This window comes from Aeromonas sp. FDAARGOS 1403 (assembly GCF_019047325.1).
GTDB lineage: Bacteria > Pseudomonadota > Gammaproteobacteria > Enterobacterales > Aeromonadaceae > Aeromonas > Aeromonas dhakensis.
Genome location: NZ_CP077249.1, coordinates 3,424,025 through 3,449,130, shown reverse-complemented (window position 1 = coordinate 3,449,130; position 25,106 = coordinate 3,424,025). Strand labels below are relative to the sequence as shown.

The following is a 25,106-nucleotide window of genomic DNA, read 5'->3' as shown; positions in this document are numbered from 1 at the left end:
CTTTGATGCCCGGTTGGCGGGAGCCGGGCAGGGGCCGGCCACAGAGCGCTCGTTCTGGCAAACTGGCCGGTCGGCCCGGATTGGGCTTTACTTGCGGGCATCTACAAACGGCACCGGATCCGGCGCAGCGGTCTGGTCAGCGCAACGAAGCAGGGAGGGCGAGATGAAGATCAGCATCGAGGCACATATCGAGCAGGAGATAGAGGCGGTCTGGTGGGCCTGGAACGATCCGGACTGCATCGCCAGGTGGAACGCGGCCTCCAGCGACTGGCACACCACCAGCAGCCGGGTCGATCTGGTGGTGGGTGGGCGTTTTTGTCATCACATGGCCGCCAAGGATGGCAGCGCCGGCTTTGATTTCACCGGCACCTTTACCCGGGTGGAGGCGCCGACCCGCCTCTCGTTCTTGATGGATGACGGACGCGAGGTGGATGTGCGGTTTGCCAGCGAGGCGGGCGGCACTCGGGTGCAGGAGACCTTCGATGCCGAGTCGAGCCACACCCCGGCCCAGCAGCAGGCGGGCTGGCAGGGGATCCTCGACAACTTCAAGCGCTACGTGGAGGCGGCAGGCTAGGGGAGAGGTGCCAGTACCAATAAAAAACCACCGCCAGACGTCGGTGGTTTTTTATTGCGCCTTGATTGCGGGGCTCATACCGCTGGCGTTGCCGGCGGGTGGCGCGAAGGCGTTACTCTTCGATATCCAGCAGCACCAGGATGGCGCTGTCACCGCCCCACTCGCGGGGGGCCTGATGGAACGCCTGCACACTGGGGTGTTGGGCCAGCCAGCTCGGGATGCGCTGCTTGAGGATGTGTTTGCCGATGCCGTGCATCACCGAGGCGACGTGAATGTTCTCGCGTCGGCAGAGGGTGAGCAGGGCCGCCAGCTCCTGTTTGGCCTGCTGCTGGTTCATGCCGTGCAGGTCCAGGTAGATCTCCGGCGGATAGCTGCCGCGCTTGAGCTTTTTGAGCTCGAATTTCGACACGTCGTCGCGCACGTAACGGGTCGGTCCATCCTCTTCCAGATGGGGTTGGTATTCATCGCTGAAATAGTGGTCAACCCCAAGGGATTCGCGGCTCTCACGCATTTCGCGTTTCTGCTTGACCGGGCGTAACTCGGCCCTTATGGTATCTTGCTTGATTTTCCGGGTACCTTTTATCGCATCGCGGAACAGCAGGGTTTCCTCGTCTGTCGGTGAGGGCGTTTTTTTCATCAGGTACTCGTCTTGCTCGCTGTATAGAATTCTCGGGCCGGATATTACTCGACTTGGAGGTGGATTTGGACAAGATATTTATCGATGAGGTGGTTGCCGAGATGCACACCATCCAGGACATGTTGCGCTGGGCCATGAGTCGTTTCAACGACGCCGGGATCTTCTACGGACATGGTACCGACAACGCCTGGGATGAGGCCGTGCAGCTGGTACTGCCCGCGCTACATCTGCCGCCGGACGTGGATCCGGGCATGCGCCACTCCCGCCTGACCACCAGCGAACGGCACCGCATCGCCGAGCTCATCATCCGCCGCGTGCAGGAGCGCATTCCCGCCCCCTACCTGACCAACAAGGCCTGGTATGCCGGTTGGGAGTTCTACGTGGACGAGCGGGTGCTCATTCCCCGCTCCCCCATCGCCGAGATGGTGGCCAATCGCTTCGCCCCCTTCCTGAAAGACGAACCGACCCGGATCATGGATCTCTGCACCGGCTCCGGCTGCATCGCCATCATCATGGCCCACGAGTTCCCGGAAGCGGAAGTGGATGCCATCGACATCAGCGTCGATGCCCTCAACGTGGCCGAGCGCAACATCAACGATCACGGCTTGGAGCAGCAGGTCATTCCGATCCGCTCCGATCTGTTCCGCGATCTGCCGGTCGGCGACAAGTACGATCTCATCGTCTCCAACCCGCCCTACGTGGATTCCGAAGACATGTCGGATCTGCCGGACGAGTTTCGCCACGAACCTGAGTTGGCGCTGGCCTCCGGTTCCGATGGCCTCAAGCTCACCAAGCGTCTGCTGGCCAATGCCGCCGATTTCCTGAAAGACGATGGCGTGCTGGTGGTCGAGGTGGGCAACAGCATGATCCATCTGGAAGCCCAGTTCCCTGACGTGCCCTTCACCTGGGTGGAGTTCGAGAACGGCGGTCACGGCGTGTTCGTGATGACCCGTGCCGAGCTGGTGCAGTACCAGGACCATTTCGCGATTTACAAGAGCTAAGCAGGAGCAAGCATGGCAGGGAACAGTTTCGGCCAACTCTTTCGGGTTACCACCTTCGGCGAGAGCCACGGCCTGGCGTTGGGCGCCGTGGTCGACGGCTGCCCGCCGGGGCTGGAGATAAGCGAAGCGGATCTGCAGGGGGATCTGGACCGGCGCAAGCCCGGCACTTCCCGCTACACCACGCCACGCCGCGAGCCGGACGAGGTGAAGATCCTCTCCGGGGTGTTCGAGGGCAAGACCACAGGCACCTCCATCGGGCTCTTGATCGAGAACACCGATCAGCGCTCCAAGGACTACTCCGACATCAAGGACTTGTTCCGTCCGGGCCACGCCGATTACACCTATCACCAGAAGTACGGCCAGCGCGACTATCGTGGCGGCGGTCGCTCCTCCGCCCGTGAAACCGCCATGCGGGTGGCGGCGGGGGCCATTGCCAAGAAGTACCTGAAACAGGTGCACGGCATCGAGATCACCGGCTTTCTCTCCCAGCTCGGCCCCATCAAGGCTGAAGCCTTCGACGCCGCGCAGATCGAGCAGAATCCCTTCTTCTTCCCCGATGCGGGCAAGCTGGAAGCGCTCGATCAATACATGCGCGACCTGAAGAAAGAGGGCAACAGTATCGGCGCCAAGGTGCAGGTCATCGCCAGCAATGTGCCGGTGGGCTTGGGTGAGCCGGTGTTCGATCGTCTCGACGCCGACATCGCCCACGCCATGATGGGCATCAATGCGGTGAAAGGGGTGGAGATCGGTGACGGGTTTGCGGTGGTGGAGCAGAAGGGCTCCGAGCATCGCGACGAAATGACCCCGGCCGGCTTTGCCAGCAACCATGCGGGCGGCATTCTGGGCGGCATCTCGTCGGGTCAGGATATCGTGGTGAGCATGGCGCTCAAACCCACCTCCAGCATCACGGTGCCGGGCAAAACGATCAATACCGAAGGCGAGGCCATCGAGATGATCACCAAGGGTCGCCACGATCCTTGCGTCGGCATTCGCGCCGTGCCCATCGCCGAGGCAATGCTGGCCCTGGTGTTGATGGATCACCTGCTGCGCCACCGTGCCCAGAACCAGGGCGTGCTGACGCACACTCCGCAGCTGCGCTGATCGGCTGTTCACCACTCGGCTGATCGGGTGGCGCAGTCACACACAGGCACAATGAAAAGGCGACCTCAGGGTCGCCTTTTTGATGGCCATTCACCCCCTCTTGGCGATTGGGCCGGGGGGCGTGTCGGCCGCCGGGTTGTCGAGCCGGCAGGTGGGCGGGGTGGGGTTGCCGCTTGCCGGCGGCAAGTTGGCGATCGCCGCATCGACCCGGGCCAGGGTGTCGTCATCGATGGCGCTGTTGGCAAACATCAGGCTGACCGGCTGGTGGTGGAGCAGCAGCTGGCAGTGGATAAAACCGTCGGCCCCCAGCTGCTGCAAGCGATAACGGGCGTATTGCCACTCGACGATGATGCCGTCGAGGCGGCGGGCCAGCAGCAGATCGATCAGCCGATCGTCGCTGTTGTATTCACTCGCCTGTTTCAGGGCCGGGCAGGATGCCATCAACTGGGTCGGCCGGGTGCCGCGCAGCTTGCCAAGGCGCAGCTGGCTTTGCTGGCAGAGCCCCTGCAGGCTCTGCACATCCTGCCATGGCTCGCGCTGGCCGGGGATGGGATCGCTGCTCAGCAGCACAAAGGTGCTGCGTCGATAGGGGGCCGAGAAGCGGGCGAAGGCGCGCCGCTCCGGCGTAACGAGCGCCCCCATGGCGAGATCGAGTTGCTGCTGCTCTATAAGATGAAGGGCCCGGGCCCAGGGCAGGTTGCGAAAGCGGGGTGTGAGCCCCGCCTGGGCCAGGATCTGGCGGGTCAGGCTCACGTCCAGCCCATCCAGTGTCCCCTGAGCATTGATGTAGCTGAACGGTGGCCAGTGGCCCCAGGCGACGGACAACCTGGTGTTGGCCTGCAGCGGCAGAGTGAGGGCAAGCATCAGCAGAAGCAGCCAGTAGCGGCCGGCAGGCAGAAAATGAACACGCATGAACCTGAACCTCCTTGTTGCAGGATCGCCGCGGCGGCGTCGCCATGGTCTGGCATCAAGCATAGCCTGATTCGAATGAGTTCTTGAACGGCTTTTCTCGGCGGGACGGTGACCGGCTTTTGGCAAACATGCTGGGAGGAACATCACATTTTTCTCGTTTCTCCTCAATAACTCCGTTAGACTGCGCCCCTATTCTTTCCCCTTTGCTCTGCTCCCCGGGGAAATCGTTGTGTTCTCAACAGGCCCGGATCTGGCGAGATGGCATCGGCTCAGCAGAGGAGCCCCATCACGGATCCCCGGCGCCCCTATCCCTAGCAGGTAACTATGAGTTTTACTTCCCTCGGTCTGGCCGAACCCTTGTTGCGTGCCGTTGCCGAGCAAGGCTACGACACCCCGTCTCCCATTCAGCAACAAGCGATCCCGGCGGTACTGGCTGGCCGTGATCTGATGGCCGCCGCCCAGACCGGGACCGGCAAGACCGCAGGTTTTACCCTGCCGATGCTGCAACGCTTGACCGAGAGCAAGCGCAAGGTCTCCCCGAATCGCATCCGTGCCCTGGTGCTGACCCCGACCCGCGAGCTGGCCGCCCAGGTGGGCGAGAGCGTGCGCAACTACGGCAAGCACCTGCCGATCCGCAGCCACGTGGTATTTGGCGGCGTGAGCATCAACCCGCAGATGATGGCGACTCGCCGTGGTCTGGACGTGCTGGTGGCCTGCCCGGGCCGTCTGATGGACCTTTACAACCAGAACGCCGTCAAGTTCGATGAAGTCGAGATCCTGGTGCTGGACGAAGCGGACCGCATGCTCGACATGGGCTTTATCCGCGACATCCGCCGCATCCTGGCTCTGTTGCCGAAAAAGCGTCAGAACCTGCTCTTCTCCGCCACTTTCGCCGACGAAATTCGCGAGCTGGCTACTGGCCTCCTGGACAACCCGGCGGTGATCGAAGTGACCCCGCGCAACAGCACCGCCGAGCGCATCGAGCAGCTGGTGCACCCGTGCGACAAGGCCAACAAGATTGCCCTGCTGAGCCACCTCATCTCCAGCAACAACTGGCAGCAGGTGCTGGTGTTTACCCGTACCAAGCACATCGCCAACCGGGTTGCCGAGAAGCTTGAGAAAGACGGCATCAGCGCCGCCGCCATCCACGGCAACAAGAGCCAGGGGGCCCGTACCCGCGCCCTGTCCGGCTTCAAGGATGGCAGCGTGCGCGTCATGGTGGCGACCGACATCGCTGCCCGCGGCCTCGACATCGACAAGCTGCCCCAGGTGGTCAACTTCGAGCTGCCAAACGTGGCGGAAGATTACGTGCACCGTATCGGCCGTACCGGCCGTGCCGGCGCCGCCGGTCACGCCATCTCCCTGGTGGCGGCAGACGAGGGCAAGCTCATCAAGGCCATCGAGCGGCTGACCAAGCAGAGCATCCCCTGCGAGCAGGTGGCCGGCTTCGAAGCCTCCCGCGAGACGCTCGACAACATCGCCCGTGGCATCGGTGCGCCGCTGCGCAAAGAGCCGCGCGATCCGAGCGAGCAGCGCCGTGCGCCACGTCCGCAAGGCCAGGGCCAGCGTCAAGGTGCCGGTCGCTCCGGCAATGGCGCCGGTGGTAACGGTGGTGGCAATCGCACTGGCAACGGCGGCAAGCCCAAGCCCCAGGGTGGCCAGCGTCCGGCCGATGGTGCCGGCAAACCGGCCCAGGCTCGTCGTCCGCGCCGTTCTACCCATAACCAGTAAGCGGTTCGGGAGCTTCTCTCCCGCGCTCAACGGTTGACGCGCTCAACGGTTGAATAGAAAACCCCGCCAAGTTGGCGGGGTTTTTTGTGCCTGCGGTTTGCAGCCGGATGAAAAGAGGTGGCTCAGGCTGCAAGCAAATGGCGACGCTTGCCGACCTGCGTCTGGATCTGTTGACATAGCGTTTGGATATTGGGCTCATCCATTTTCTCACGGGAAATATAGATGCCAACCGTGCCTCTGTTATATTCCTCCGCCATCTCGAGTGGGACGATACCGAATTTTGAGAAGTATTCTCCCATGCTGCCTGGATACGGCATGACCGCATTGCTGGTATTCACCAGATCGATGGCAGCCATCAACGAATTGGAGCTGTAAATGATTTTGTCATTGAGCTGCATCTCTTCATGCTCTTGCTTTTTGATTGCCATATCCTCGACCAGATGAAGATATTTAGGTTCATCCGTGGTAATCAACAGGCTGGGGTAATAAACCAGATCCTGCTTGCTGCAAATTTTCCCTGAGAGGGGATGTCCAGCTCTGGTAAACACGGCATCGCTGGCGGTAAAGAGCGGGATGAATATCAGGCTGTAATGTTTATCCAGACCATGGATTTCATGCCCCAAGAACAGGTCGATATGATTGCCCAGGAGCAAGTCCAGCAGTCGCAGATGATTACCGACTTCGATATTGATGGCGCAAGACGGGTTGGCTGCGCGGTAATGTAGGGTGACAGGTTGTAGCACATGCTGCCACCAGGCGTGGCCGGTTCCCACTCTCAGGGGCTGGGCTGCTCGCTCGCGCAGGATGGCGAGTCGTCTGAGGGTGTCATCGTAGATCCGTTGCATCATGCGGGCCTGGATCAGCAACAACTCGCCGGCTGCCGTCAGCGCCACACCGCCAGTCTGTCTGATGAGCAGGGGCGTGCCCAGACTCTCTTCCAGTTTCTTCATGTTGTGGGTCAGCGTTGGCTGGCTCAGCCCCATGTGCCTGGCGGCGAGACTCACGCTTTTGTGGGTCGCGACTTCAATGAATTGTCTGAGGTGTTTGTCCACGGGAAATAACGTACGTTCAGGATCAGGCGGAGCGCCACGCTAGTGCAAGCATGGGTGACTGTCAATCGCCTCCGTGTCGCCGCAACAGTTTTTGTGTGTGTCTCCTCACGTTGTTTTCTATTCGAGTTGACCGGTAGCCGAGTTTATTTTGTGAATGGGATCACGCAATGCAGCCTGGTTATAGATGATGGCTATCCCGTCATTATGGTCGTCTATGTGTTTTTAAAGGCCTGCTGGTGTAGGCTAGAAAATACAGCTTATGGCTGTCATTAGAATAACGAAATAATAAATAAAGTAACGAAGGGAATATATGAAAATCCATCCATTGGCTTTATCCGTGTCATTGTTGTGCGGCGGAATGCTCTTGTCCGGTTGTAATGATAATAGTTCATCTGCAAGTGATAATACTATTGAGGCGAAAGCTCCCTGGGATTTTGATCTCTATCTGGTCGGGGAGTTCAGCGGCTGGGATCGTGAAGAGAAGTTCAAACTGGTCTTCAAAGATGGAATATATCGATTGGACAACCTGAAGATGAATTCAGGCATGTCACCGTTCAAGGTCGCGGGCCCCGAATGGACGAAATATCCTGACTTTTCTGCCGATAGCCGCAACGAGACCAGCATCTTCCCCGAACAGCGCTATCCCATGTACTACCAGAATAACGGACAGAACAATCGCCTGGTGGTGACCGAAAAAGGGCTGCTCGATATTCAGGTCAAGGTGACCAATGCCGATCTGGCGGCCCCCGTCGTCGAATTTACCATGGTGCGTGATGACCCCAATTACGCTGAAAACCTCTACCTGAAGGGCATAGACGGCAATCTCGAACCGCTCTTGCAGATGATCTACCAGGGCGACAAACGCTATGTGGTGGTGGCCAGGCTGGCTCCCGGGGAGCACAAGATTAAGATGGCCTCTGCCCAGGACGGGGTCGGCTTTGGTACCAGCGGCACCCTGTCATTGAATGATCCCGCCAGGATGCAGCGCTGTGACAGCAGTTGCCAGCTGGCATCCCTGTCAGTGTCACAGGCGGGATATTACAAGTTTGTCCTCGATGCCAGTGAGGATGAAAAGGCCCCTGTGTTGTTGATCAGTGCCGCGACGGACGAGGATCTGCGCTTGATCAATCCTCATGAGGGGCATGAGCTTATCGAGAAGCGGGAATACCAGACCCATATACCCGGGGTCAAGGAGGTTGCCACCTTCTCGGTCAAGCAGGCTGGGGCCGACTATCGCAGCTATGCCCAGTCGACGACCCAGGAGCTGCGGGATCCGGGGGATAGCTTCACCACCTATCAGGAGCAGGCCGATCTGCCCCGGCTGCGTTCGGGCAACATGGTGTTTGACGCCTTGTTTACGCTGGCGACACACGAGATGCGGCAAAACAGCGTGTCCCAGGTCAAGGATGGCAGTTACGGCGGCGGTCAGGCGATCCCCTGCGACTGCTTCGAAACGGGGGCAAAGTGGCATTATGTCTGGACGCGGGATCTCTCTTACGCCACCGATCTGGGGCTGGGAGTGCTGGATCCGCAGCGGGCACGTAACTCCCTGCAGTTCAAGCTCTCCGATTTCAGAACCGAGCTGAAGCAGGGTCTCGACGGCCTGATCCCGCAGGGGCGCCAGATCATTCAGGATACGGGCACGGGGGGCAGCTGGCCCATCAGCACCGATCGCATGGGGTGGGCGCTGGCGGCCGAGCAGGTGTTGGCGGCATTGCCCACCGAGGAGCGCAGCGCCTTCCTGCCCGAGGCGTTTGAGGGGCTGCGCAATACCATTGAGAGCGATCGCCTGGCGGCCTTCGATCATGGCGATGGCCTCTATGGTGGGGAGCAATCCTTCCTCGACTGGCGTGACCAGACCTATGCCAAGTGGATCAAGACCGATATCGCCCACATCGGCATGAGCAAATCCCTCTCCACCAATGTCCTCCACTACCAGGGTCTGATGCTGGCAGCACACCTGGCCGCCGAGCTGGGCCAGGATGAACTGGTGACTCGCTACAGCCAATGGGCCGCCGCGCTCAAGCAGGCCATCAATCGGGCCTTCTGGCTGGCAGATGAGAAGATGTATGCCAGCCTGATCAATACCGCTACGGATCCAAGCCCGGCCTACAAGTTCGATCTGCTGGGGGAGTCCCTTGCCATTCTGGCGGGCATTGCCGATGAGGCGCAGGCCAGGGAGATCGTCAGCCGCTATCCCATTGGGCCTTATGGTGCCCCTGTCTATTTCCCGCAGCAGCCCGATATGCCGGTCTACCATAACCGTGCCATCTGGCCTTTTGTCTCCGCCTACGGGCTGAAGGCGGCGGCCAGGGTGCAGAACGTGGCCGTGGCCGATCGCCATGTCGACTCCATGATGCGCGGGGCCGCGCTCAACCTCTCCAACATGGAGAATCTGGAGTGGCTCTCGGGCCAACCCTCTTTGATGGATCTGGCTCAACCCGACTTGACGGGGCCTGTCATCAACTCCCAGCGCCAGCTCTGGTCCGTTGGCGGTTATCTCGGCATGGTGACCAACACCCTGTTTGGCTACAACGTGGAAGAGCAGGGGATCCGTGTCTCGCCCTTTGTCACCAGTCACCTGCACAGGCTGATGGGCGCCAGGCCCGAAGCCGTGCTCAAGGGGCTGAATTACCGTGGCAAGCAGATCGAGATCAAGCTGCTGCTCCCGGATGTCGGGGAGGAGGGCAGTTACTACCCGGTGCGTGGCATCATGCTCAACGGTGCCCCCGTGGGGGAGTTGATCTGCGAGGATATGCTGGCTGCCAGCAACCAGATCGAGGTCCAGTTGGGGGCCGGCATTGCCGATGAACAGGGGATCCGCCTGATCGAGGACGCGGCACCGCTGGACGTGGAAAACCGCAAGGTATTTGCACCGACCGAGCCCACCCTGCTGGGAGTGACCGAGCAAGCTGGCAAGCTGGTCGTCACATGGCAGGACAGCGTCAATAAAGGGGCGCTCAGTTACAACCTGTATCGCGATGGCAAGCTGGTCGCCAAGGGACTCGAGACGGCGGGAGAGTGGGTCGACGACCTGCGGCTGCAACCTGGCATGGCCTATTGCTACAGCGCGGAGGCCATCTATCCCGAGTCCGGTAACCGCTCCCATCATGCCAAGCCGGTGTGCTACCAGCCAGAGACCCGGCGCATCGCGGTCGATGCCGTCGCGGTGTCGCATACCGGCCCCCTCACGGCGGCCGATGCGGCCATCTCCATGCCCTATCTGAAAGATTGGGGCCGCCCGGAAGATACCGTCCTGGTGCGCAATGTCACACTGGATGGTCAGCGTGCCATTCGCCTGCAGTACAGCAATGCCCAGCACGCCATCAATCTGGGGGTGACCAACGGGGTGAAGCGGATATCCGTGCTCAGCAAGGGCCAGGTGGTCGCAGGTGGCACTGTGCAGATGCCCCATGTAATGAAGGAGGGAGAGATCAAACCGCTGCGAGACTCGACCCCTGTCATCGTTAACGTGCCGGCAGGGCAGTACGACATCCTGGTGAGCGACTTCTATAACATGAGCTATCTGAAGGCGAACGATACCTACAACGATGCCGGCGGGCGGGGCGGGCCGGTCAACCTGATCGATCTGGCCAGCATCACTGTCTCGGCTCGTTAAGCCAACTCAGCGGACAAGCCGGGCTTGTGGCCCGGACTTGTCCCGCTGAAGAGTGCAAAAAGCCCTGCCACTCTGGCAGGGCTTTGCTGTATTGGTGGTGGCTCAGCCCAAGCCTGGAACGTGCCCTGACTGTTGCGGGGAGAAGGCGCCACTGCGATGGCCGCAGCGGAAATGACAAGGCCCCGTCAACATCCGTTGGCGGGGCCTTGTCATTGGGGGATCCAATACCGGCTATGGCTTAGAGCGCCGGCAGCAGTCCCATGCTGACGCTCACCTGCACCCCGACGATCAGCACGCCCATGGCACCGGCAAGGCCCAGGGCCAGCACGCCACCCGGGGCGCGGTAGTGGTGCGTCTCGGCCTGCTTGCGGCTCTGCCACACCAGGGCCACCGGCAGCAGCACCGCCAGTATCGCCAGCGCAATGGCGGCGTAGCCGAGCGCCATGATGAAGCCCTGCGGGAAGTAGAGGGCAAACAGTAGGGGCGGCACGAAGGTGATGAGGCCGGTCTGGGTGCGGCCCTGCCAGTTGTCCTTGCGACGGGTCACCTTGGCCATGAAGTCAAACAGCCCCAGGGTCACCCCGAGGAAGGAGGTGGCCAGCGCCAGATCGGCAAACAGGTGCATGGCCTGGTTGAAGGCGGGCCAGCTTACCAGCTTGCCGACGTTGGCCAGCAGGCTGTCCAGCGCGCCACCGCTCTGCAGCAGGGCCTGTTGACCCAGCAGACCCAGGATGGCGACCTGCCACAGCACGTAGAGGATGAGCGGCAGGGCGGAGCCCCACACGAAGACCCGGCGCAGCTGCTTGGGGCAGTCCCCCAAATAGAGCATCACGCTTGGGATGGAGCCGTGAAAGCCGAACGAGGTGAAGATGACCGGCAGACCTGCCAGCAACAAGCCCTGACCCAGTGGCAGGGAGAGCAGGTGCTGCCCTTCGGTGCGCGGCAGCAGCAGCGCCAGCACCGCCACCATGATCACCAGCTTGACGGTGAACATCAGCCGGTTGAGGTAATCCACCTGCTTGGTGCCGACACAGACCATGCCGCCAAACAACAGGGTAAAGGCCCAGGCCGCCTGCTCCTGGCTGAGGGGGAGGCCGGCATCGGCCAGCGCCTGAGCCAGCAGGCTGCTGCCGCCGCTGATGTAGGCGGAGGCCAGCGAGTAGAACAGCATCAGAATGCAGAAGGAGGCGATGCGCTTGCCCCAGGGGCCGAGCAGGTGATCCGCCAGCTGGTGCAGGTACCACTTGCCGGTGTTGAGGCTGGCTTCCACCTGCAACATGGCGGTAAAGGCCATCAGGGCCCAGAGGCCGATCATCAGCAGCAGGGTGGCGGGGCCGCCGAGCGACGAAGAGGCCAGCGGCAGGGCCAGCATGCCGGCGCCTATGGTGGTGCCGGCAATCAACAGAGTACATCCCAGGGTTTTGGTGTTCATGGTGTCCATCCGAATCGAGAAACTGCGCAGTGCACAGCAGGTATATGAGGTGTTGGCAAGGCGCCTCCGGGGTCGAGACCGGAGGCTAGCAATATCGGAGTGAACCCATCGTTACGAAAAATCCGCTGGTTGTAAAAGTTGGTTGCCAAGTTAACGGATCAAAATGGTGGAAACAAGCCTGAAAAAGCGGATTTTGTACTGGGTTGGCAGAATATGTGGAAATAAATGATGACAGATATGGTTTTAGACTGGTGAAAAAAAGCGCCGCTGCGAGGGGGGCCGCAGCGGCGCGCCATGGAGAGGGGATCAGCGGCGGCGTTTGAGGGTGCGGCTCACATAGTGGAGGCCGCACTGGTATTCGCCGCCAATCGCCTTGAGGGCCAGCTCCAGCGCCTGGCTGGCGAGGGCATCGTGCTGCTGGGGCAGGGAGTTGATGCCGAAGGGGAGGAAATCGAGCAGGCGATCATCGCCGAAGGTGGCCATGGCGAGCCGGCTCATGTCGGTCTCCTGCTCAAGCAGATAGTCGAGCACCCCCTCCATCAGGATGTAGGAGGTGGCGACCAGTGCCTGGGGCAGCTGGCCGAGCTGTTGATGCAGCGTCTTGATCAGGCGATAGCCTTCGGCGCGGGAGAAGTGGGCCCCTTCACACAGATGGCAAGCCGTACTGTGGCTGGCAACAGCCTGCTCGAAGCCCGCTCGGCGTTCACGACTGATCGTGAGCGCCGGCAGCGCGGTGATCAAGGCGATGTGCTTGATTGCCGGCGAGAGCAGGGAGGCGGTGAGATCAAAGCTCGCCTTCTGGTTTTCGCTGGCGACGGTGACGAACTTGTCGGCCGCCATGGCCCGGTCGATGGCGAGCACCTGGATGCCGCGCGTCTGCAGGCCGAGGTAGAAGGGATCTTCGGGCGGCAGGCAACTGGCCACCAGCAGTGCATCCACGTGGCGGCTGGCCAGCATCTCGGCCAGCTCCTTCTCGGTGGCGGGGTCATCTTCCGAGCAGACGATCAGCAGCTGATAACCCTGTACCCGCGCCCCTTGCTCCAGCCGTTTGGCGAGCTTGGCGTAACTGGCGTTCTCGAGGTCGGGCAGGATAAAGCCCAGGGTTCTGGTCTGGCCACCACGCAGGGAGGCGGCGCGGCTGTCCGGCTGGTAGTTGTGGGCGGTGACCACCGCCATCACCTTGTCGCGGGTGGCCTGACTGATGCGGTATTGGTCGGCCTTGCCATTGATCACATAGCTGGCCGTGGTGCGCGAGACACCGGCGAGGGCGGCGATTTCATCCAGTTTCATCATATTGGCTCTGTTTGAGTTGCAAGGCCCACGGGCACTGCCTGGTGAGGGCACCGAAAAGTGTGCGCGGGATCATATCATTGAAAACCACTCTTAGTGGGTACTTGATCAATTCGCTGAAACGATTCAGTCTGAGTGTAGGTGAAACGATTCAGCTTGTCAGCAGACAATCGATGGCCGGGCATAAAAACCCGGCATGGCTCCCGAAGGGATGCAATCCGGTCTATTGTCAGCAGGCGAGTGGTACGAATGGTTATGTTTGATGCGCCGGTACGGTCAGACCGCCCGGCACCTGATGGAGAATCTCTATGTTGAAGTTGGCGCGACAGCAGATCCTGCTGGGGCAGTCGGTGGCGACCAAGGCCGAAGCCATTGCCCTGTTGGCAGGCAAACTGACCGAAGCCGGTCTGGTGGAAGCGGGATATGTAGATGGCATGCTGGCCCGCGAAGCGCAGCACGCCACCTACCTTGGCAGCGGCATCGCCATTCCCCACGGCACCACCGACACCCGGCATCTGGTGAAGAACACCGGCGTCATGGTGGCTCAGTTCCCGCAGGGGATCGAGTGGGATGAGGGGCAGATCGCCTACGTCGCCATCGGCATCGCCGCCAAATCCGACGAGCATCTGGGCATTTTGCGCCAGCTCACCCACGTGCTGGGTGACGAGCAGGCAGCAGCGCAATTGAAAGAGGCCACCGATGCCGACACCATCATCAACATCCTGACCGGTGCCACGGCGCCCAAAGAGGTGCAGTTCCTGAGCCTGGCGGACTTCCCGGCAGACGATCGCGACCAGCTGCTGCTGGGCGCCGCCGCCCGCGCCAAATCCGCCGGCTGGGGCGATGCCGCCATGGTAAGCGCCCTGCTGGCAAGCGAACCTGCCTATCTGGGCGAGGGCATCTGGCTGGCCCGCGCGCAAGCTGCCCAGACCGGCTGGGTGCTGGCCACGCCTAGCACTGCACTGAACGCCGGGGAGCAACCGGTCAGCGCCCTGCTGCTGCTGTGCGCCGCAGATAGCGGCCATCTGGCGCAACTGGAGAATCTGGCCAAACTGGCGGCTGCCGGTCAGCTCGCCACCTTGGCAGGTAGCGAGGGGCTGGCCATGCTGCAAGCGGGCCCGGCGAGCGGTCTTAGTGAAACCTTCACCATCATCAACCCCCACGGGTTGCACGCCCGTCCGGGCGCCATGCTGGTCAAGGTGGCCAAGGAGTATGAATCCGACATCCGGGTAGCGAACCTGGATGGCAGCGGCGAGGCGGTCTCCGCCAAGAGCCTGATGAAGGTGATCGGCCTTGGCGTCAAGTGTGGCCATCGTCTGGCGTTTCGCGCCGAAGGGGCTGACGCCGAAGCGGCCCTCAAGGGCATAGGCGCCGCCATTGCGGCCGGGCTGGGCGAGGGGGCGCACTGATGGACATAGTGACCATCACCCTCAACCCGGCGCTCGATCTCACCGCCCGTCTGGAGACGATGAGCCTGGGCGAGGTGAACCTGGTGAACGAGGCCAACCTGCGTGCGGCGGGCAAGGGCATCAACGTGGCCATGGTGCTCAAGGACTTGGGCCGCGACGTAGGCGTCACCGGCTGGCTTGGCGCCGATAACCAGCAGAGCTTCGTCTCCCTGTTTACGGAGCGTGCTCTGGCCGATCACTTCGTGCGCGTGGCGGGCAGCACCCGCATCAACGTCAAGATCTCCGAGCAATCCGGCCGGGTCACCGATCTCAATCTGCCGGGGCTCACCGTCCATGAAGGTGAAGTAAGCGCCCTGGAGCAGGCCATCGACCAATTGGCCCCTCACGCCGACTGGTTTGTGCTGGCGGGCAGCCTGCCCAAAGGGGTGGCCCCCGATTACTGTGCCCATCTTATCCGCCTGCTCAAGGCCAAAGGCAAGCAGGTGATCTTTGACTGCAGCGGCGCGGCCTTAAGCGAAGGGATCAAAGCGGCGCCGACCCTGGTCAAACCCAATCTGGAGGAGCTCGGCCAGTGGGCCGGCCGCCCCATCAAGACTCTGAGCGAGCAGGCCGAGTGTGCCCGCGCGCTGCAGGCCAGCGGGATCCCCAATGTGGTGATCTCCAATGGCGCCGACGGTCTCATCTGGTTTGCACCGGATGCCGTCTGGCAGGCCATTCCGCCGCGCATGCAGGTGGTCAGCACGGTCGGTGCCGGCGATTCCCTGGTCGCCGGTCTCGCCCATGGTCTCAGCCTCGGCTGGACGCCGGAGCAGACCCTGCGCCTCGCCACCGCCGTCTCGGCGCTGGCGGTCAGCCAGGTGGCGGTCGGCTTTGACGATATCAGTGTGCTCGACCCCTTGCTTGAACAGGTGCGAGTACAGCGTCTGGAGGCGCTGGTCCCGGTTCAATGCAATACCCCCTCAATGGAAAACTCAGGAGATGCCCAATGAAAGCAATCTTGGTTACGGCTTGCCCGGCGGGCATTGCTACCAGCTTTCTCGCTGCAAAACGGATAGAACAGCAGGCCAAACTGGCTGGCTGGGAACTCACCCCCGACGTCGGCTCCAGCGTGCAGCCCCGCCAGACCCCCTCAAAAGAGCAGATTGCTGCGGCCGACCTGGTGCTGGTTGTCGCCAGCGCCCCGGTGGATCTCGCTGCCTATGACGGCAAGCGGGTCTATCAGGGCAGCATGGATCTCGCCCTGCAGGATCCGGCCGCACTGCTGGAGGCCGCCGCCAGCGGCGCCAGCGTCTATCGTCACCAAGCCGCTTCCGCCGTTGCCAATGCTGCCGCCAAACCGGCCGCCGCTGGCAAGCGCATCGTGGCGGTGACCGCCTGTCCGACCGGGGTGGCTCACACCTTTATGTCGGCAGAAGCGCTGGAGACCATGGCCAAGCAGCTGGGTCATCAGATCCGCGTCGAGACCCAAGGCTCGGTCGGTGCCCAGAATGCCCTGACTGCCGAGGAGATTGTATCCGCCGATCTGGTGTTCCTCGCCACCGACATCGAAGTGGACATGGCTCGCTTCGACGGCAAGCCGGTCTATCGCACCAGCACGGGCGCGGCGCTCAAGAAGACCCGTGCCGAGCTCGACAAGGCCTGGACCGAGGCGAAAACCTATCGTCACAGCGGCGCCAGCCAACCCAAGAAAGAGGAGAAAGCGGGCCCCTACAAGCATCTGCTGACCGGGGTCTCCTTCATGCTGCCCATGGTGGTGGCGGGCGGCCTCATCATCGCGCTCTCGTTCGTGTTCGGGATCGAGGCGTTCAAGGTGGAAGGCACCCTGGCCGCGGCCCTGATGAAGATCGGTGGCGGCTCTGCCTTTGCCCTGATGATCCCGGTGCTGGCCGGCTACATTGCCTACTCCATCGCTGACCGCCCGGGTCTCGCCCCCGGCATGATCGGCGGCATGCTGGCAAGCTCGCTGGGTGCCGGTTTCCTCGGCGGCATCGTGGCCGGTTTCCTGGCCGGTTACAGCGCCAAGTACCTGAGCGACAAGGTGCGCCTGCCGGTGACCCTGGAAGCGCTCAAGCCCATTCTGATCATTCCGCTCTTTGCCAGCCTCTTTACCGGTCTGGTGATGATCTACGTGGTGGGCGGCCCGGTGGCCGGCATCATGAATGCCATGACCGAGTTCCTCAACAACATGGGCTCTGCCAACGCCGTGCTGCTGGGGGTCATCATCGGCGCCATGATGTGCTTTGACATGGGCGGCCCGGTCAACAAGGCGGCCTACGCCTTCGGGGTCGGCCTGCTGGCCTCCAAGACCTATGCCCCCATGGCAGCCGTGATGGCCGCCGGCATGGTGCCGGCACTGGGGATGGGGATTGCCACCTTCCTGGCCCGCACCAAGTTCATCAAGGCGGAGCAGGAAGCGGGCAAGGCCTCCTTCGTGCTGGGTCTGTGCTTCATCTCCGAGGGGGCTATCCCGTTTGCCGCCAAGGATCCGATGCGGGTCATCCCGGCCTGCATGGCGGGCGGCGCCCTGACCGGTGCGCTCTCCATGTTGTTCGGCTGCGAGCTGATGGCACCTCACGGTGGTCTGTTCGTGCTCTTTATCCCGAACGCCATCAGCAACGTCATGATGTATATCGTGGCGATTGCGGCAGGGTCGTTGCTGACCGGGGTGGCTTACGCCATGCTCAAACGCGGTGAAGAGCAGGCCAAGCTGGCCACGGCATAAGCCTTGCCATCCGGCAACATCTCATAGTGTCAAAAAGAAAAGCGGCCTGCGGGCCGCTTTTTTATGTTGCTCATCAAAGGAAGGGGGAAACTAGAAGTCCCAGCCCGGTTGCTCTTGTGGCTCGTTCTGGGCTGCCTCCAGCGCTTTGCGGCGGGCGGCTTCCACCCGCGCCTTGCGACCCCGGCACAGGCGCATTACCTCCTGCTGCTGGGCCGGGGTCATGGTGAGCCAGTTGAAACGCTCTTCGCGGCTGCGCAGGCACCCCTTGCAGTAGCCCTTGTTGTTCACTTCACAGACCCCGATGCAGGGGCTCTGCAGCGGGAAGATCTCGAGCTGTTCCATCCATGGCCCCTCACACCTTGTTACCTTGTTATAACCCAGAAGATCCCCTTTGGAGAAATCCGCCGTCGCAGGCTTGAAGGCGTTTGCTTTCCCCCTGCAAATTTGGCATCTTCCCCGCCGAACATGACGCTTGGTGTTATATGAGGACATATGAATAAACACGCGTACTGGCTGACCGCCGCTGTGCTGGGGTTGGCCGGTTGTGCGGGCAACTCTGAGCAAGCCCAGGTGCCCAAAAACAAACCCGATGCCAGATGTTTTCTCAACTGCGAGGTGCCAGAAAATCTGGGCAAGCAGTATCTGGACGGCATGCTGCCCGACGATCTGGTGCGGGTTGAGCGCGTCAACAGCCGCGTGCGCGCCGACTACAGCAAGTTCGGCCCCCAGAGCAGGCTGGTGCTGGAGCGCTCAGGCAAGATGACCCGCCGCTATGGCGAACTCTATCACCAGCTCTCCCGCTGGGTGGCGAACGGCGGCAATCCCGCCGACATTACCCGCTACGGCATCAGCCTGGCCCAGCTGGGGGGCTCGGATCGGATGGGCAACGTGCTGTTCACCGGTTACTACTCGCCGGTGCTGGAGGTGCGCCACCGCCCGGATGCGAAATACAAGTACCCCATCTACGCCATGCCCAACTGCGGCAGCCGTTGTCCGACCCGGGCCCAGATCCACCAGGGGGCGCTGGCCAACCGCGGGCTGGAGCTGGGCTACAGCAAGTCTCTTATCGACAACTTCCTGATGGACGTACAGGGCTCGGGCTTCGTTCACTATGGTGACGACGACAGGCTGCAGTATCTCGGCTACAGCGGCAAGAACGGTCACGGTTACGTCAGCATCGGCCGGGTGCTGATCGACCGCGGCGAGGTGCCCAGGGAGCAGATGTCCATGAAGGCCATCAAGGAGTGGGCAAACCGTCAGCCGGAGGAGAGCGTCAAGGAGCTGGTGGAGCAGAACCCCTCCTATGTTTTCTTCGAGCGTCGCCCCACCAACGACGTGATCGGGGCCGCCGGCATCCCGCTGCTGCCGATGGCGGCGGTGGCCGCCGACAAGACCCTGCTGCCGATGGGCACCCCGATCTTGGCGGAGGTGCCGCTGCTGGACAAAGAGGGCAACTGGACCGGCAAGCATCAGCTGCGGCTGTTGATCGCGCTGGATGTGGGCGGGGCGGTGAAGAAGGGCCACCTCGACCTCTACCACGGCATGGGCGAGAAGGCCGGTGTCGCGGCCGGTCACTACAAGCACTTCGGGCGGGTCTGGAAACTGGGCCTGCACCATGGGCCGACCGCCGCGCCCTGGCTGTAATGCCTTGTGGGGGCGGGTGGCGCATCAGCCAGCAGCCCATGAGGCATAAAGATGGATGTAAAAAAGCCGCCGGAGCAATCCGGCGGCTTTTTGTTTGGCGAGGTGAGCTTGGACATATCAAGAGAGGGCGGTCTCAGCCCTTCTTGATGTCGAGCCGGATGGCCCCCACCGGCTTGCAACAGCAGGGCAGGCACTCACCCTGGGAGACAAAGGCGAGCGGCACGGCGGCATAGTGCACCTTGCCTGCCAGCAGCGGGGTGCGGCAGGCGCCGCAATAGCCGCTGCGGCACTGGAACTCCACGTGATGACCGTGACGCTCCAGAGTCTCCAGCACGCTCTCGCCTGGGTGGGCGTGCAGCACGCCATCCCGGGTGTGTACCTGCGGTGCGCCCGTCTCGCTCTTGGCGGGGGCGGTGTGCAGGGGCTCGGTCAGCGTGCCGGTGGCGTCACTCACAGCTCGAAATCGCCCAGGTCTTCGGCGTTCACTTCGCTGTCGATCTGACCCACCAGGTAGGAACTCACTTCCACTTCCTGCGGGGCGACCTGCACGTTGTCGGATGACAGCCAGGTGTTGATCCAGGGGATCGGGTTCTGCTTGGCGCCGGCAAAGGCCGGTTGCAGGCCAACGGCGGCCATCCGCAGGTTGGTGATGTACTCCACGTACTGGCAGAGGATGTCCTTGTTCAGGCCGATCATGGAGCCGTCCTGGAACAGGTACTCGGCCCACTCCTTCTCCTGGATGGCGGCTTCCTTGAACAGATCGAAGCAGGCCTGCTCGCACGCGCGGGCGATCTCGGCCATCTCGGGGTCGTCCTGGCCGCTGCGCATCAGGTTCAGCATGTGCTGAGTGCCGGTCAGGTGCAGTGCTTCGTCGCGGGCGATCATCTTGATGATCTTGGCGTTGCCCTCCATCAACTCGCGCTCGGCGAAGGCGAAGGAGCAGGCGAAGCTGACGTAGAAGCGGATCGCTTCCAGTGCGTTGACGCTCATCAGGCACAGATAGAGCTTCTTCTTGAGCTCGCGCAAGGTGATGGACACCTCGCGGCCGGCCACCTGATGGGTGCCTTCACCGTGCAGGTGGTAGAGCGCGGTCGCTTCAATCAGATCGTCGTAGAAGTGGCTGATGGAGCCGGCGCGCTTCAGGATCTGCTCGTTGGTGACGATGTCGTCGAACACCTGGGCGGGGGTGTTGACGATGTTGCGGATGATATGGGTGTAGGAGCGCGAGTGGATGGTCTCCGAGAAGGCCCAGGTCTCGATCCAGGTTTCCAGCTCCGGAATGGAGACCAGCGGCAGCAGCGCCACGTTGGGGCTGCGACCCTGGATGGAGTCCAGCAGGGTCTGGTACTTCAGGTTGGAGATGAAAATGTGCTGCTCGTGGGGCGGCAGGGCCTGGAAGTCGATGCGGTCGTGGGAGACGTCCACCTCTTCCGGGCGCCAGAAGAAGGAGAGCTGCTTCTCGATCAGGCGTTCGAACACTTCGTGTTTTTGCTGGTCATAACGGGCCACGTTGACCGACTGGCCGAAGAACATCGGCTCCTTGAGCTGGTCGTTTTGGGTCTGGCAGAAAGTTGAATAGGCCATGGTTGTCGAATATCGCGAAGTAGGGGAAACAGGAGGGCGGGAGCTTGTCGCTCCCGCCCGGTTCATCAGATCTTGCAGGCGCCGCCGGCACAACCGTCATCTTGCAGATCGGTCTGGGCATCGTCCGCACCATCACGGGTGTTGTGATAGTACAGGGTCTTGAGGCCGTATTTGTAGGCGGTCAGCAAGTCCTTGAGCAGCTGCTTCATCGGTACCTTGTTGCCTTCGAAACGGGCGGGATCATAGTTGGTGTTGGCGGAGATCGCCTGATCCACGAACTTCTGCATGATACCGACCAGCTGCAGGTAACCATCGACGCTCGGTTGCTTCCAGAGCAGTTCGTATTGATCCTTCAGACGGTCATACTCGGGCACCACCTGCTTGAGGATGCCATCCTTGGAGGCCTTGACAGAGACCAGGCCGCGCGGCGGCTCGATGCCGTTGGTTGCGTTGGAGATCTGGCTGGAGGTCTCGCTCGGCATCAGGGCGGTCAGGGTGGAGTTGCGCAGACCCACGGTGCGGATCTCCTCGCGCAGCGCTTCCCAGTCCAGATGCAGCGGCTCGTTGCACAGGTTGTCCAGATCCTTTTTATAGGTATCGATGGGCAGGATCCCCTGGGCATAGGTGGTTTCGTTGAAGGCCGGGCAGGGGCCGAACTCGCGGGCCAGCTGCACGGATGCCTTCAGCAGGTAGTACTGGATCGCCTCGAAGGTGCGGTGAGTCAGCGCCAGACCAGAACCGTCGGAGTATCGGGCACCGTTCTTCGCCAGGTAGTAGGCGTAGTTGATGACGCCGATCCCCAGGGTACGACGGTTCATGCTGCCCTTTTTGGCGGCCTTGAGCGGGTAGTCCTGATAGTCGAGCAGGGCATCCAGGGCGCGCACGGCCAGCTCGGCCATCTCTTCCAGATCTTCCAGCTTCTCGATGGCGCCCAGGTTGAAGGCCGACAGGGTGCACAGGGCGATCTCGCCATCCTCGTCATCCACGTTGTTGAGCGGCTTGGTGGGCAGCGCAATCTCGAGGCAGAGGTTGGACTGGCGCACCGGCGCCACGCTCGGATCGAACGGGCTGTGGGTGTTGCAGTGGTCCACGTTCTGGATGTAGATGCGACCGGTGCCGGCGCGCTCCTGCATCATCAGGGAGAAGAGATCCACCGCCTTGAGGGTCTTCTTGCGAATGCTCGGATCCTGCTCGTACTTGACGTAGAGCTCTTCGAACTTGTCCTGGTCCGCGAAGAAGGCATCGTACAGACCCGGCGCATCGGACGGGGAGAACAGGGTGATGTCGCCGCCCTTGATCAGGCGCTGGTACATCAGCTTGTTGATCTGTACGCCGTAGTCCATGTGACGGACCCGGTTCTCTTCCACGCCGCGGTTGTTCTTCAGTACCAGCAGGCTTTCCACCTCGGTGTGCCACAGCGGGTAGAACAGGGTGGCAGCCCCGCCGCGCACGCCGCCCTGGGAGCAGCACTTCACGGCAGTCTGGAAGTACTTGTAGAAGGGGATGCAGCCAGTGTGGAACGCTTCACCGCCACGGATCGGGCTGCCAAGACCACGAATGCGACCGGCGTTGATGCCGATGCCGGCGCGCTGGGAAACGTAACGCACGATGGCGCTGGCGGTGGCATTGATGGAATCCAGGCTGTCGTCGCACTCGATTAGCACGCAGGAGCTGAACTGACGGGTCGGGGTACGCACGCCGCTCATGATCGGAGTCGGCAGCGAGATCTTGAAGGTCGAGACCGCATCATAGAAGCGCTTGATGTAGTCCAGACGGGTATCTTTCGGATACTTGGAGAAGAGGCAGGCCGCTACCAGGATGTAGAGGAACTGCGGGCTCTCGTAAATTTCGCCGGTGACGCGGTTCTGGACCAGGTACTTGCCTTCCAGCTGCTTGACCGCGGCGTAGGAGAAGTCCATGTCGCGCCAGTGGTCGAGGTGGGCGTTCAGCTCCTCGAACTCGGCCTGGCTGTAGTCTTCCAGCAGGTGCTTGTCGTACTTGCCCATGTCCACCAGCTTGGCGACGTGCTGGTAGAGGTGGGGCGGCTCGAACTGGCCGTAGGCCTTCTTGCGCAGGTGGAAGATGGCCAGACGGGCGGCCATGTACTGGTAGTCCGGGCTTTGCTCGGAGATCAGATCAGCAGCGGCCTTGATGACGGTTTCGTGGATATCGGCGGTACGAATGCCGTCATAGAACTGGATGTGGGACTTGAGTTCCACCTGGGAGACCGACACGTTGTCGAGACCCTCGGCGGCCCAGTCCAGCACGCGGTGAATTTTATCCAGATCGATGGGTTCTTTGTGGCCGTTACGCTTCGTCACAAACAAGTTCATTGGCTGATGACCTTTAGTTGATTCCCGAAAAACCATCGCACGGCGTTGGCCTCCGGCCCGGGCAGGGCGATGGAGGTGGGTACCTATTGTGCGATGAATCACAAGATATAGTGTTATTTTGAATTCGAGCTACAAGATAGTGAGGTCTGCCCGGCTTTGCAATCTGTGGATAAGGCAATTGCTGTGGATAAATTGTGGGTGTTGTCGATGGAGTTAGTGGACGCTCACAGCGAACGGGTTTTCATCCGTCCGATCCGGTAAATGCAAGTCTGATGATCGAACATGGAAAATTTAAATAACTTTTTTTGCTTGCGAAAACGGGGTGTTTTTACTAGCAAATTCAGCCTGATTATCCCTTGTGCAGCAAGGGTCAAAAGGTGTCCGATCCCGCTGCCGCACTGCTTGTCAAACCGGCAAAACGGGGGATCAATTGCCGATCCTCCGTTTTGCCGATCGAGTGACCAGATGAGCGTCATTTTCACCGCTCAGCTCAAGGGATGGTCGCAAAGCTGCGTCTGATATCCATCTCTTGCGTTATCCACCTGTGGCGTTATCCAAGAGAGGCCACACGGGGAGCCCCCTGCTTGTCCACTTCTATATGTATCCACGGCAGCCTTGCCCGACTGCTCAGGCAGGCAAGGCTTAATCCAGCTCGTAGCGCAGCCAGTGATGCAGGGCCTGCACGGTATCAAAGTGAAGGTCGGCGCCCCACTGGGCGGGATCCTCGTCGTCATTGAGGTAACCCCAGCCGGCGACGGCGGTACGCATGCCGGCGTTGCGGCCGGCCTCGATATCGCGCACATGATCCCCCACATAGAGGCAGTGGCTGGCCGCGACGCCAAGCTGCTCGCAGGCAAAGAACATGGGGGCGGGGTCGGGCTTGCGCACCGGCAGGGTGTCGGCGCTGACAGTGACGCCGCAACTGGCAAGCGCCGGCAGCGCCGCCAGCAGCGGCTCGGTGAGAAAGCCCGGCTTGTTGGTGACGATGCCCCAAGGTAGCTTTTTCTCGTCGAGCCACTCGATGAGATCCACCATGCCTTCATAGGGGCGGGTGCCGACACAGAGGTTGGCCGCGTAGTAGTCGAGCAGGGCGGTGCGAAGGCGGGTGGCGCCCAGCTCCTCCAGCAGCTCGTCACCAAGGCCGGCCCTGAGCAGCCCCAGGGCCCCGTGAGAGGTGGTCTGACGAATGATGTCGTCAGAGAGCGGCGCAAAGCCTTCGCTTATCAGCACATGGTTGACGGCAGCGCCGAGATCCGGCGCGGTGTCGAGCAGGGTACCGTCCAGATCAAACAGCACGCAGCCAAGGGGCGCAGCAGGGTGAGTTGTCATCAGCCTTGCTCCGGGCGCTCGAACGCCACCATGTAGTTGACGTCGACGTTGCGACCGAGCTTGAAGCTGTTGGAGAGCGGCGCGTAGTGGACGCCGCTCATGTCCCGTACCAGCAGGCCTGCCGCCTCACCCATGCGACACAGTTCGGCCGGGGTGATGAACTTCTTGTGGTCGTGGGTACCCTTGGGGACCATCTTCATCAGGTACTCGGCGCCGAGGATCATCATCAGATAGGCTTTCGGGTTGCGGTTGATGGTGGAGACGAACACCTTGCCGCCCGGGCGCACCAGGGTGGCGATGGCGCGCAGCACGGAGGCGGGGTCCGGCACGTGCTCCAGCATCTCCATGCAGGTGACCACGTCATACTGGCCCGGGGCTTCGTCGGCGTGGGCCTCGGCGGTGATCTGGCGATACTCGAGCTCCACCCCCGCTTCCAGGGCATGCAGGCGAGCGACGCCCAGGGGCTCCTTGCCCATGTCGATGCCGGTGACCTGGGCGCCGCGACGGGCCATGCTCTCGGCGAGGATGCCGCCGCCGCAACCGATGTCGAGGATGCGCTTGCCAAACAGGCCGCCGCTCTTGTCGGTGATCCAGTCAAGGCGCACCGGGTTGATTTGATGCAGCGGCTTGAACTCTCCCTCCATGTCCCACCAGCGGGAGGCGATGGCTTCGAATTTGGCGATTTCTGTCAGATCGACATTGGCATCACTGTGCATTTTTTGATGATCCTGTGGCA

The 25,106-nt window shown here is 61.7% G+C and carries 20 protein-coding genes; 9 read left to right on the top strand and 11 right to left on the bottom strand.

The window, feature by feature from the left end; genetic code table 11:
- The first annotated feature begins 163 nt into the window (after positions 1–163).
- Complete coding sequence (locus I6L33_RS16045) at positions 164–574, top strand: SRPBCC family protein (RefSeq protein WP_065017657.1); 411 nt, start codon at positions 164–166, stop codon at positions 572–574.
- 112 nt (positions 575–686) lie between these two features.
- Here the strand turns inward: I6L33_RS16045 and smrB are convergent, their stop codons facing one another.
- Positions 687–1,211, bottom strand: a complete 525-nt coding sequence (gene smrB / locus I6L33_RS16040; RefSeq protein WP_139430816.1) for an endonuclease SmrB — start codon at positions 1,209–1,211, stop codon at positions 687–689.
- Positions 1,212–1,276: 65 nt separating this feature from the next.
- Between smrB and prmB the strand changes: the two genes are divergently transcribed.
- Positions 1,277–2,212 (top strand): 50S ribosomal protein L3 N(5)-glutamine methyltransferase, encoded by a 936-nt coding sequence (gene prmB / locus I6L33_RS16035; protein WP_026141673.1) that lies wholly within the window; start codon positions 1,277–1,279, stop codon positions 2,210–2,212.
- Between the two features lie 12 nt (positions 2,213–2,224).
- Complete coding sequence (gene aroC, locus I6L33_RS16030; RefSeq protein WP_010634057.1) at positions 2,225–3,313, top strand: chorismate synthase; 1,089 nt, start codon at positions 2,225–2,227, stop codon at positions 3,311–3,313.
- Positions 3,314–3,403: 90 nt separating this feature from the next.
- Here aroC and I6L33_RS16025 read toward each other — a convergent pair whose 3' ends face one another.
- Positions 3,404–4,225: an ABC transporter substrate-binding protein gene (locus tag I6L33_RS16025; protein ID WP_216972906.1), complete on the bottom strand. Its 822-nt coding sequence runs from the start codon at positions 4,223–4,225 to the stop codon at positions 3,404–3,406.
- A gap of 324 nt (positions 4,226–4,549) precedes the next feature.
- On the opposite strand from I6L33_RS16025, the gene I6L33_RS16020 reads away from it, so the two are divergent.
- Positions 4,550–5,956 (top strand): DEAD/DEAH box helicase, encoded by a 1,407-nt coding sequence (locus I6L33_RS16020; RefSeq protein ID WP_005300600.1) that lies wholly within the window; start codon positions 4,550–4,552, stop codon positions 5,954–5,956.
- 122 nt (positions 5,957–6,078) lie between these two features.
- Here the strand turns inward: I6L33_RS16020 and I6L33_RS16015 are convergent, their stop codons facing one another.
- Positions 6,079–7,008 (bottom strand): LysR family transcriptional regulator, encoded by a 930-nt coding sequence (locus tag I6L33_RS16015; RefSeq protein ID WP_216972905.1) that lies wholly within the window; start codon positions 7,006–7,008, stop codon positions 6,079–6,081.
- A 517-nt stretch (positions 7,009–7,525) separates the two neighbouring features.
- Here I6L33_RS16015 and I6L33_RS16010 point away from each other — a divergent pair.
- Entirely contained in the window at positions 7,526–10,627 is a 3,102-nt protein-coding gene (locus tag I6L33_RS16010) for an amylo-alpha-1,6-glucosidase (RefSeq protein WP_216972904.1), read from the top strand.
- 238 nt (positions 10,628–10,865) lie between these two features.
- On the opposite strand, the gene I6L33_RS16005 is transcribed toward I6L33_RS16010, so the two are convergent.
- On the bottom strand, positions 10,866–12,059 hold the full coding sequence (locus I6L33_RS16005; RefSeq protein WP_017785303.1) for an aromatic amino acid transport family protein: 1,194 nt from the start codon (positions 12,057–12,059) through the stop codon (positions 10,866–10,868).
- Between the two features lie 306 nt (positions 12,060–12,365).
- Positions 12,366–13,352 (bottom strand): catabolite repressor/activator, encoded by a 987-nt coding sequence (gene cra, locus I6L33_RS16000; RefSeq protein ID WP_211029559.1) that lies wholly within the window; start codon positions 13,350–13,352, stop codon positions 12,366–12,368.
- Positions 13,353–13,657: 305 nt separating this feature from the next.
- Here cra and fruB point away from each other — a divergent pair, with 305 nt between their 5' ends.
- The 3 genes from fruB to fruA are packed head-to-tail and all read left to right on the top strand — an operon-like array spanning position 13,658 to position 17,480.
- Positions 13,658–14,758, top strand: a complete 1,101-nt coding sequence (fruB, locus tag I6L33_RS15995; RefSeq protein ID WP_216972903.1) for a fused PTS fructose transporter subunit IIA/HPr protein — start codon at positions 13,658–13,660, stop codon at positions 14,756–14,758.
- The gene (gene pfkB / locus I6L33_RS15990) at positions 14,758–15,747 is read left to right on the top strand and encodes a 1-phosphofructokinase (protein ID WP_216972902.1); all 990 of its coding nucleotides are present in this window, start codon (positions 14,758–14,760) and stop codon (positions 15,745–15,747) included. The genes fruB and pfkB overlap by 1 nt, the downstream gene beginning before the upstream one ends.
- Positions 15,744–17,480, top strand: a complete 1,737-nt coding sequence (gene fruA, locus I6L33_RS15985; RefSeq protein ID WP_216972901.1) for a PTS fructose transporter subunit IIBC — start codon at positions 15,744–15,746, stop codon at positions 17,478–17,480. The genes pfkB and fruA overlap by 4 nt, the downstream gene beginning before the upstream one ends.
- 90 nt (positions 17,481–17,570) lie before the next feature.
- Here the strand turns inward: fruA and I6L33_RS15980 are convergent, their stop codons facing one another.
- Positions 17,571–17,822, bottom strand: a complete 252-nt coding sequence (locus I6L33_RS15980) for a DUF1289 domain-containing protein (protein WP_017780135.1) — start codon at positions 17,820–17,822, stop codon at positions 17,571–17,573.
- A 150-nt stretch (positions 17,823–17,972) separates the two neighbouring features.
- Between I6L33_RS15980 and mltA the strand changes: the two genes are divergently transcribed.
- Complete coding sequence (mltA, locus tag I6L33_RS15975; protein ID WP_005300625.1) at positions 17,973–19,124, top strand: murein transglycosylase A; 1,152 nt, start codon at positions 17,973–17,975, stop codon at positions 19,122–19,124.
- A gap of 133 nt (positions 19,125–19,257) precedes the next feature.
- On the opposite strand, the gene yfaE is transcribed toward mltA, so the two are convergent.
- From yfaE to ubiG, 5 genes are all read right to left on the bottom strand, one after another.
- Positions 19,258–19,578 carry a class I ribonucleotide reductase maintenance protein YfaE gene (gene yfaE / locus I6L33_RS15970; protein WP_010634047.1) on the bottom strand — a complete coding sequence of 107 codons (321 nt, stop codon included), beginning with the start codon at positions 19,576–19,578 and terminating at the stop codon, positions 19,258–19,260.
- Positions 19,575–20,708, bottom strand: a complete 1,134-nt coding sequence (nrdB, locus tag I6L33_RS15965; RefSeq protein WP_216972900.1) for a class Ia ribonucleoside-diphosphate reductase subunit beta — start codon at positions 20,706–20,708, stop codon at positions 19,575–19,577. The genes yfaE and nrdB overlap by 4 nt, the downstream gene beginning before the upstream one ends.
- A 65-nt stretch (positions 20,709–20,773) precedes the next feature.
- Positions 20,774–23,041, bottom strand: coding sequence for a class 1a ribonucleoside-diphosphate reductase subunit alpha (gene nrdA / locus I6L33_RS15960; RefSeq protein WP_026139081.1), 2,268 nt, complete (start codon positions 23,039–23,041; stop codon positions 20,774–20,776).
- A gap of 642 nt (positions 23,042–23,683) precedes the next feature.
- Entirely contained in the window at positions 23,684–24,370 is a 687-nt protein-coding gene (locus I6L33_RS15955) for an HAD family hydrolase (RefSeq protein WP_017782904.1), read from the bottom strand.
- On the bottom strand, positions 24,370–25,086 hold the full coding sequence (gene ubiG / locus I6L33_RS15950; RefSeq protein ID WP_005300640.1) for a bifunctional 2-polyprenyl-6-hydroxyphenol methylase/3-demethylubiquinol 3-O-methyltransferase UbiG: 717 nt from the start codon (positions 25,084–25,086) through the stop codon (positions 24,370–24,372). Before ubiG ends, I6L33_RS15955 begins: the two co-directional genes overlap by 1 nt.
- Positions 25,087–25,106 lie beyond the last annotated feature (20 nt).

What these genes read in the sequence shown, in the direction of transcription:
- I6L33_RS16045 (WP_065017657.1), top strand. Translation starts at nt 164, where the DNA reads ATGAAGATCAGCATCGAGGCACATATCGAGCAGGAGATAGAGGCGGTC.
- I6L33_RS16005 (WP_017785303.1), bottom strand. Translation starts at nt 12,059, where the DNA reads ATGAACACCAAAACCCTGGGATGTACTCTGTTGATTGCCGGCACCACC.
- pfkB (WP_216972902.1), top strand. Translation starts at nt 14,758, where the DNA reads ATGGACATAGTGACCATCACCCTCAACCCGGCGCTCGATCTCACCGCC.
- I6L33_RS15980 (WP_017780135.1), bottom strand. Translation starts at nt 17,822, where the DNA reads ATGGAACAGCTCGAGATCTTCCCGCTGCAGAGCCCCTGCATCGGGGTC.
- I6L33_RS15955 (WP_017782904.1), bottom strand. Translation starts at nt 24,370, where the DNA reads ATGACAACTCACCCTGCTGCGCCCCTTGGCTGCGTGCTGTTTGATCTG.
- aroC (WP_010634057.1), top strand. Translation starts at nt 2,225, where the DNA reads ATGGCAGGGAACAGTTTCGGCCAACTCTTTCGGGTTACCACCTTCGGC.
- mltA (WP_005300625.1), top strand. Translation starts at nt 17,973, where the DNA reads ATGAATAAACACGCGTACTGGCTGACCGCCGCTGTGCTGGGGTTGGCC.
- nrdB (WP_216972900.1), bottom strand. Translation starts at nt 20,708, where the DNA reads ATGGCCTATTCAACTTTCTGCCAGACCCAAAACGACCAGCTCAAGGAG.
- I6L33_RS16020 (WP_005300600.1), top strand. Translation starts at nt 4,550, where the DNA reads ATGAGTTTTACTTCCCTCGGTCTGGCCGAACCCTTGTTGCGTGCCGTT.
- nrdA (WP_026139081.1), bottom strand. Translation starts at nt 23,041, where the DNA reads ATGAACTTGTTTGTGACGAAGCGTAACGGCCACAAAGAACCCATCGAT.
- fruB (WP_216972903.1), top strand. Translation starts at nt 13,658, where the DNA reads ATGTTGAAGTTGGCGCGACAGCAGATCCTGCTGGGGCAGTCGGTGGCG.
- cra (WP_211029559.1), bottom strand. Translation starts at nt 13,352, where the DNA reads ATGATGAAACTGGATGAAATCGCCGCCCTCGCCGGTGTCTCGCGCACC.
- smrB (WP_139430816.1), bottom strand. Translation starts at nt 1,211, where the DNA reads ATGAAAAAAACGCCCTCACCGACAGACGAGGAAACCCTGCTGTTCCGC.
- ubiG (WP_005300640.1), bottom strand. Translation starts at nt 25,086, where the DNA reads ATGCACAGTGATGCCAATGTCGATCTGACAGAAATCGCCAAATTCGAA.
- I6L33_RS16025 (WP_216972906.1), bottom strand. Translation starts at nt 4,225, where the DNA reads ATGCGTGTTCATTTTCTGCCTGCCGGCCGCTACTGGCTGCTTCTGCTG.
- fruA (WP_216972901.1), top strand. Translation starts at nt 15,744, where the DNA reads ATGAAAGCAATCTTGGTTACGGCTTGCCCGGCGGGCATTGCTACCAGC.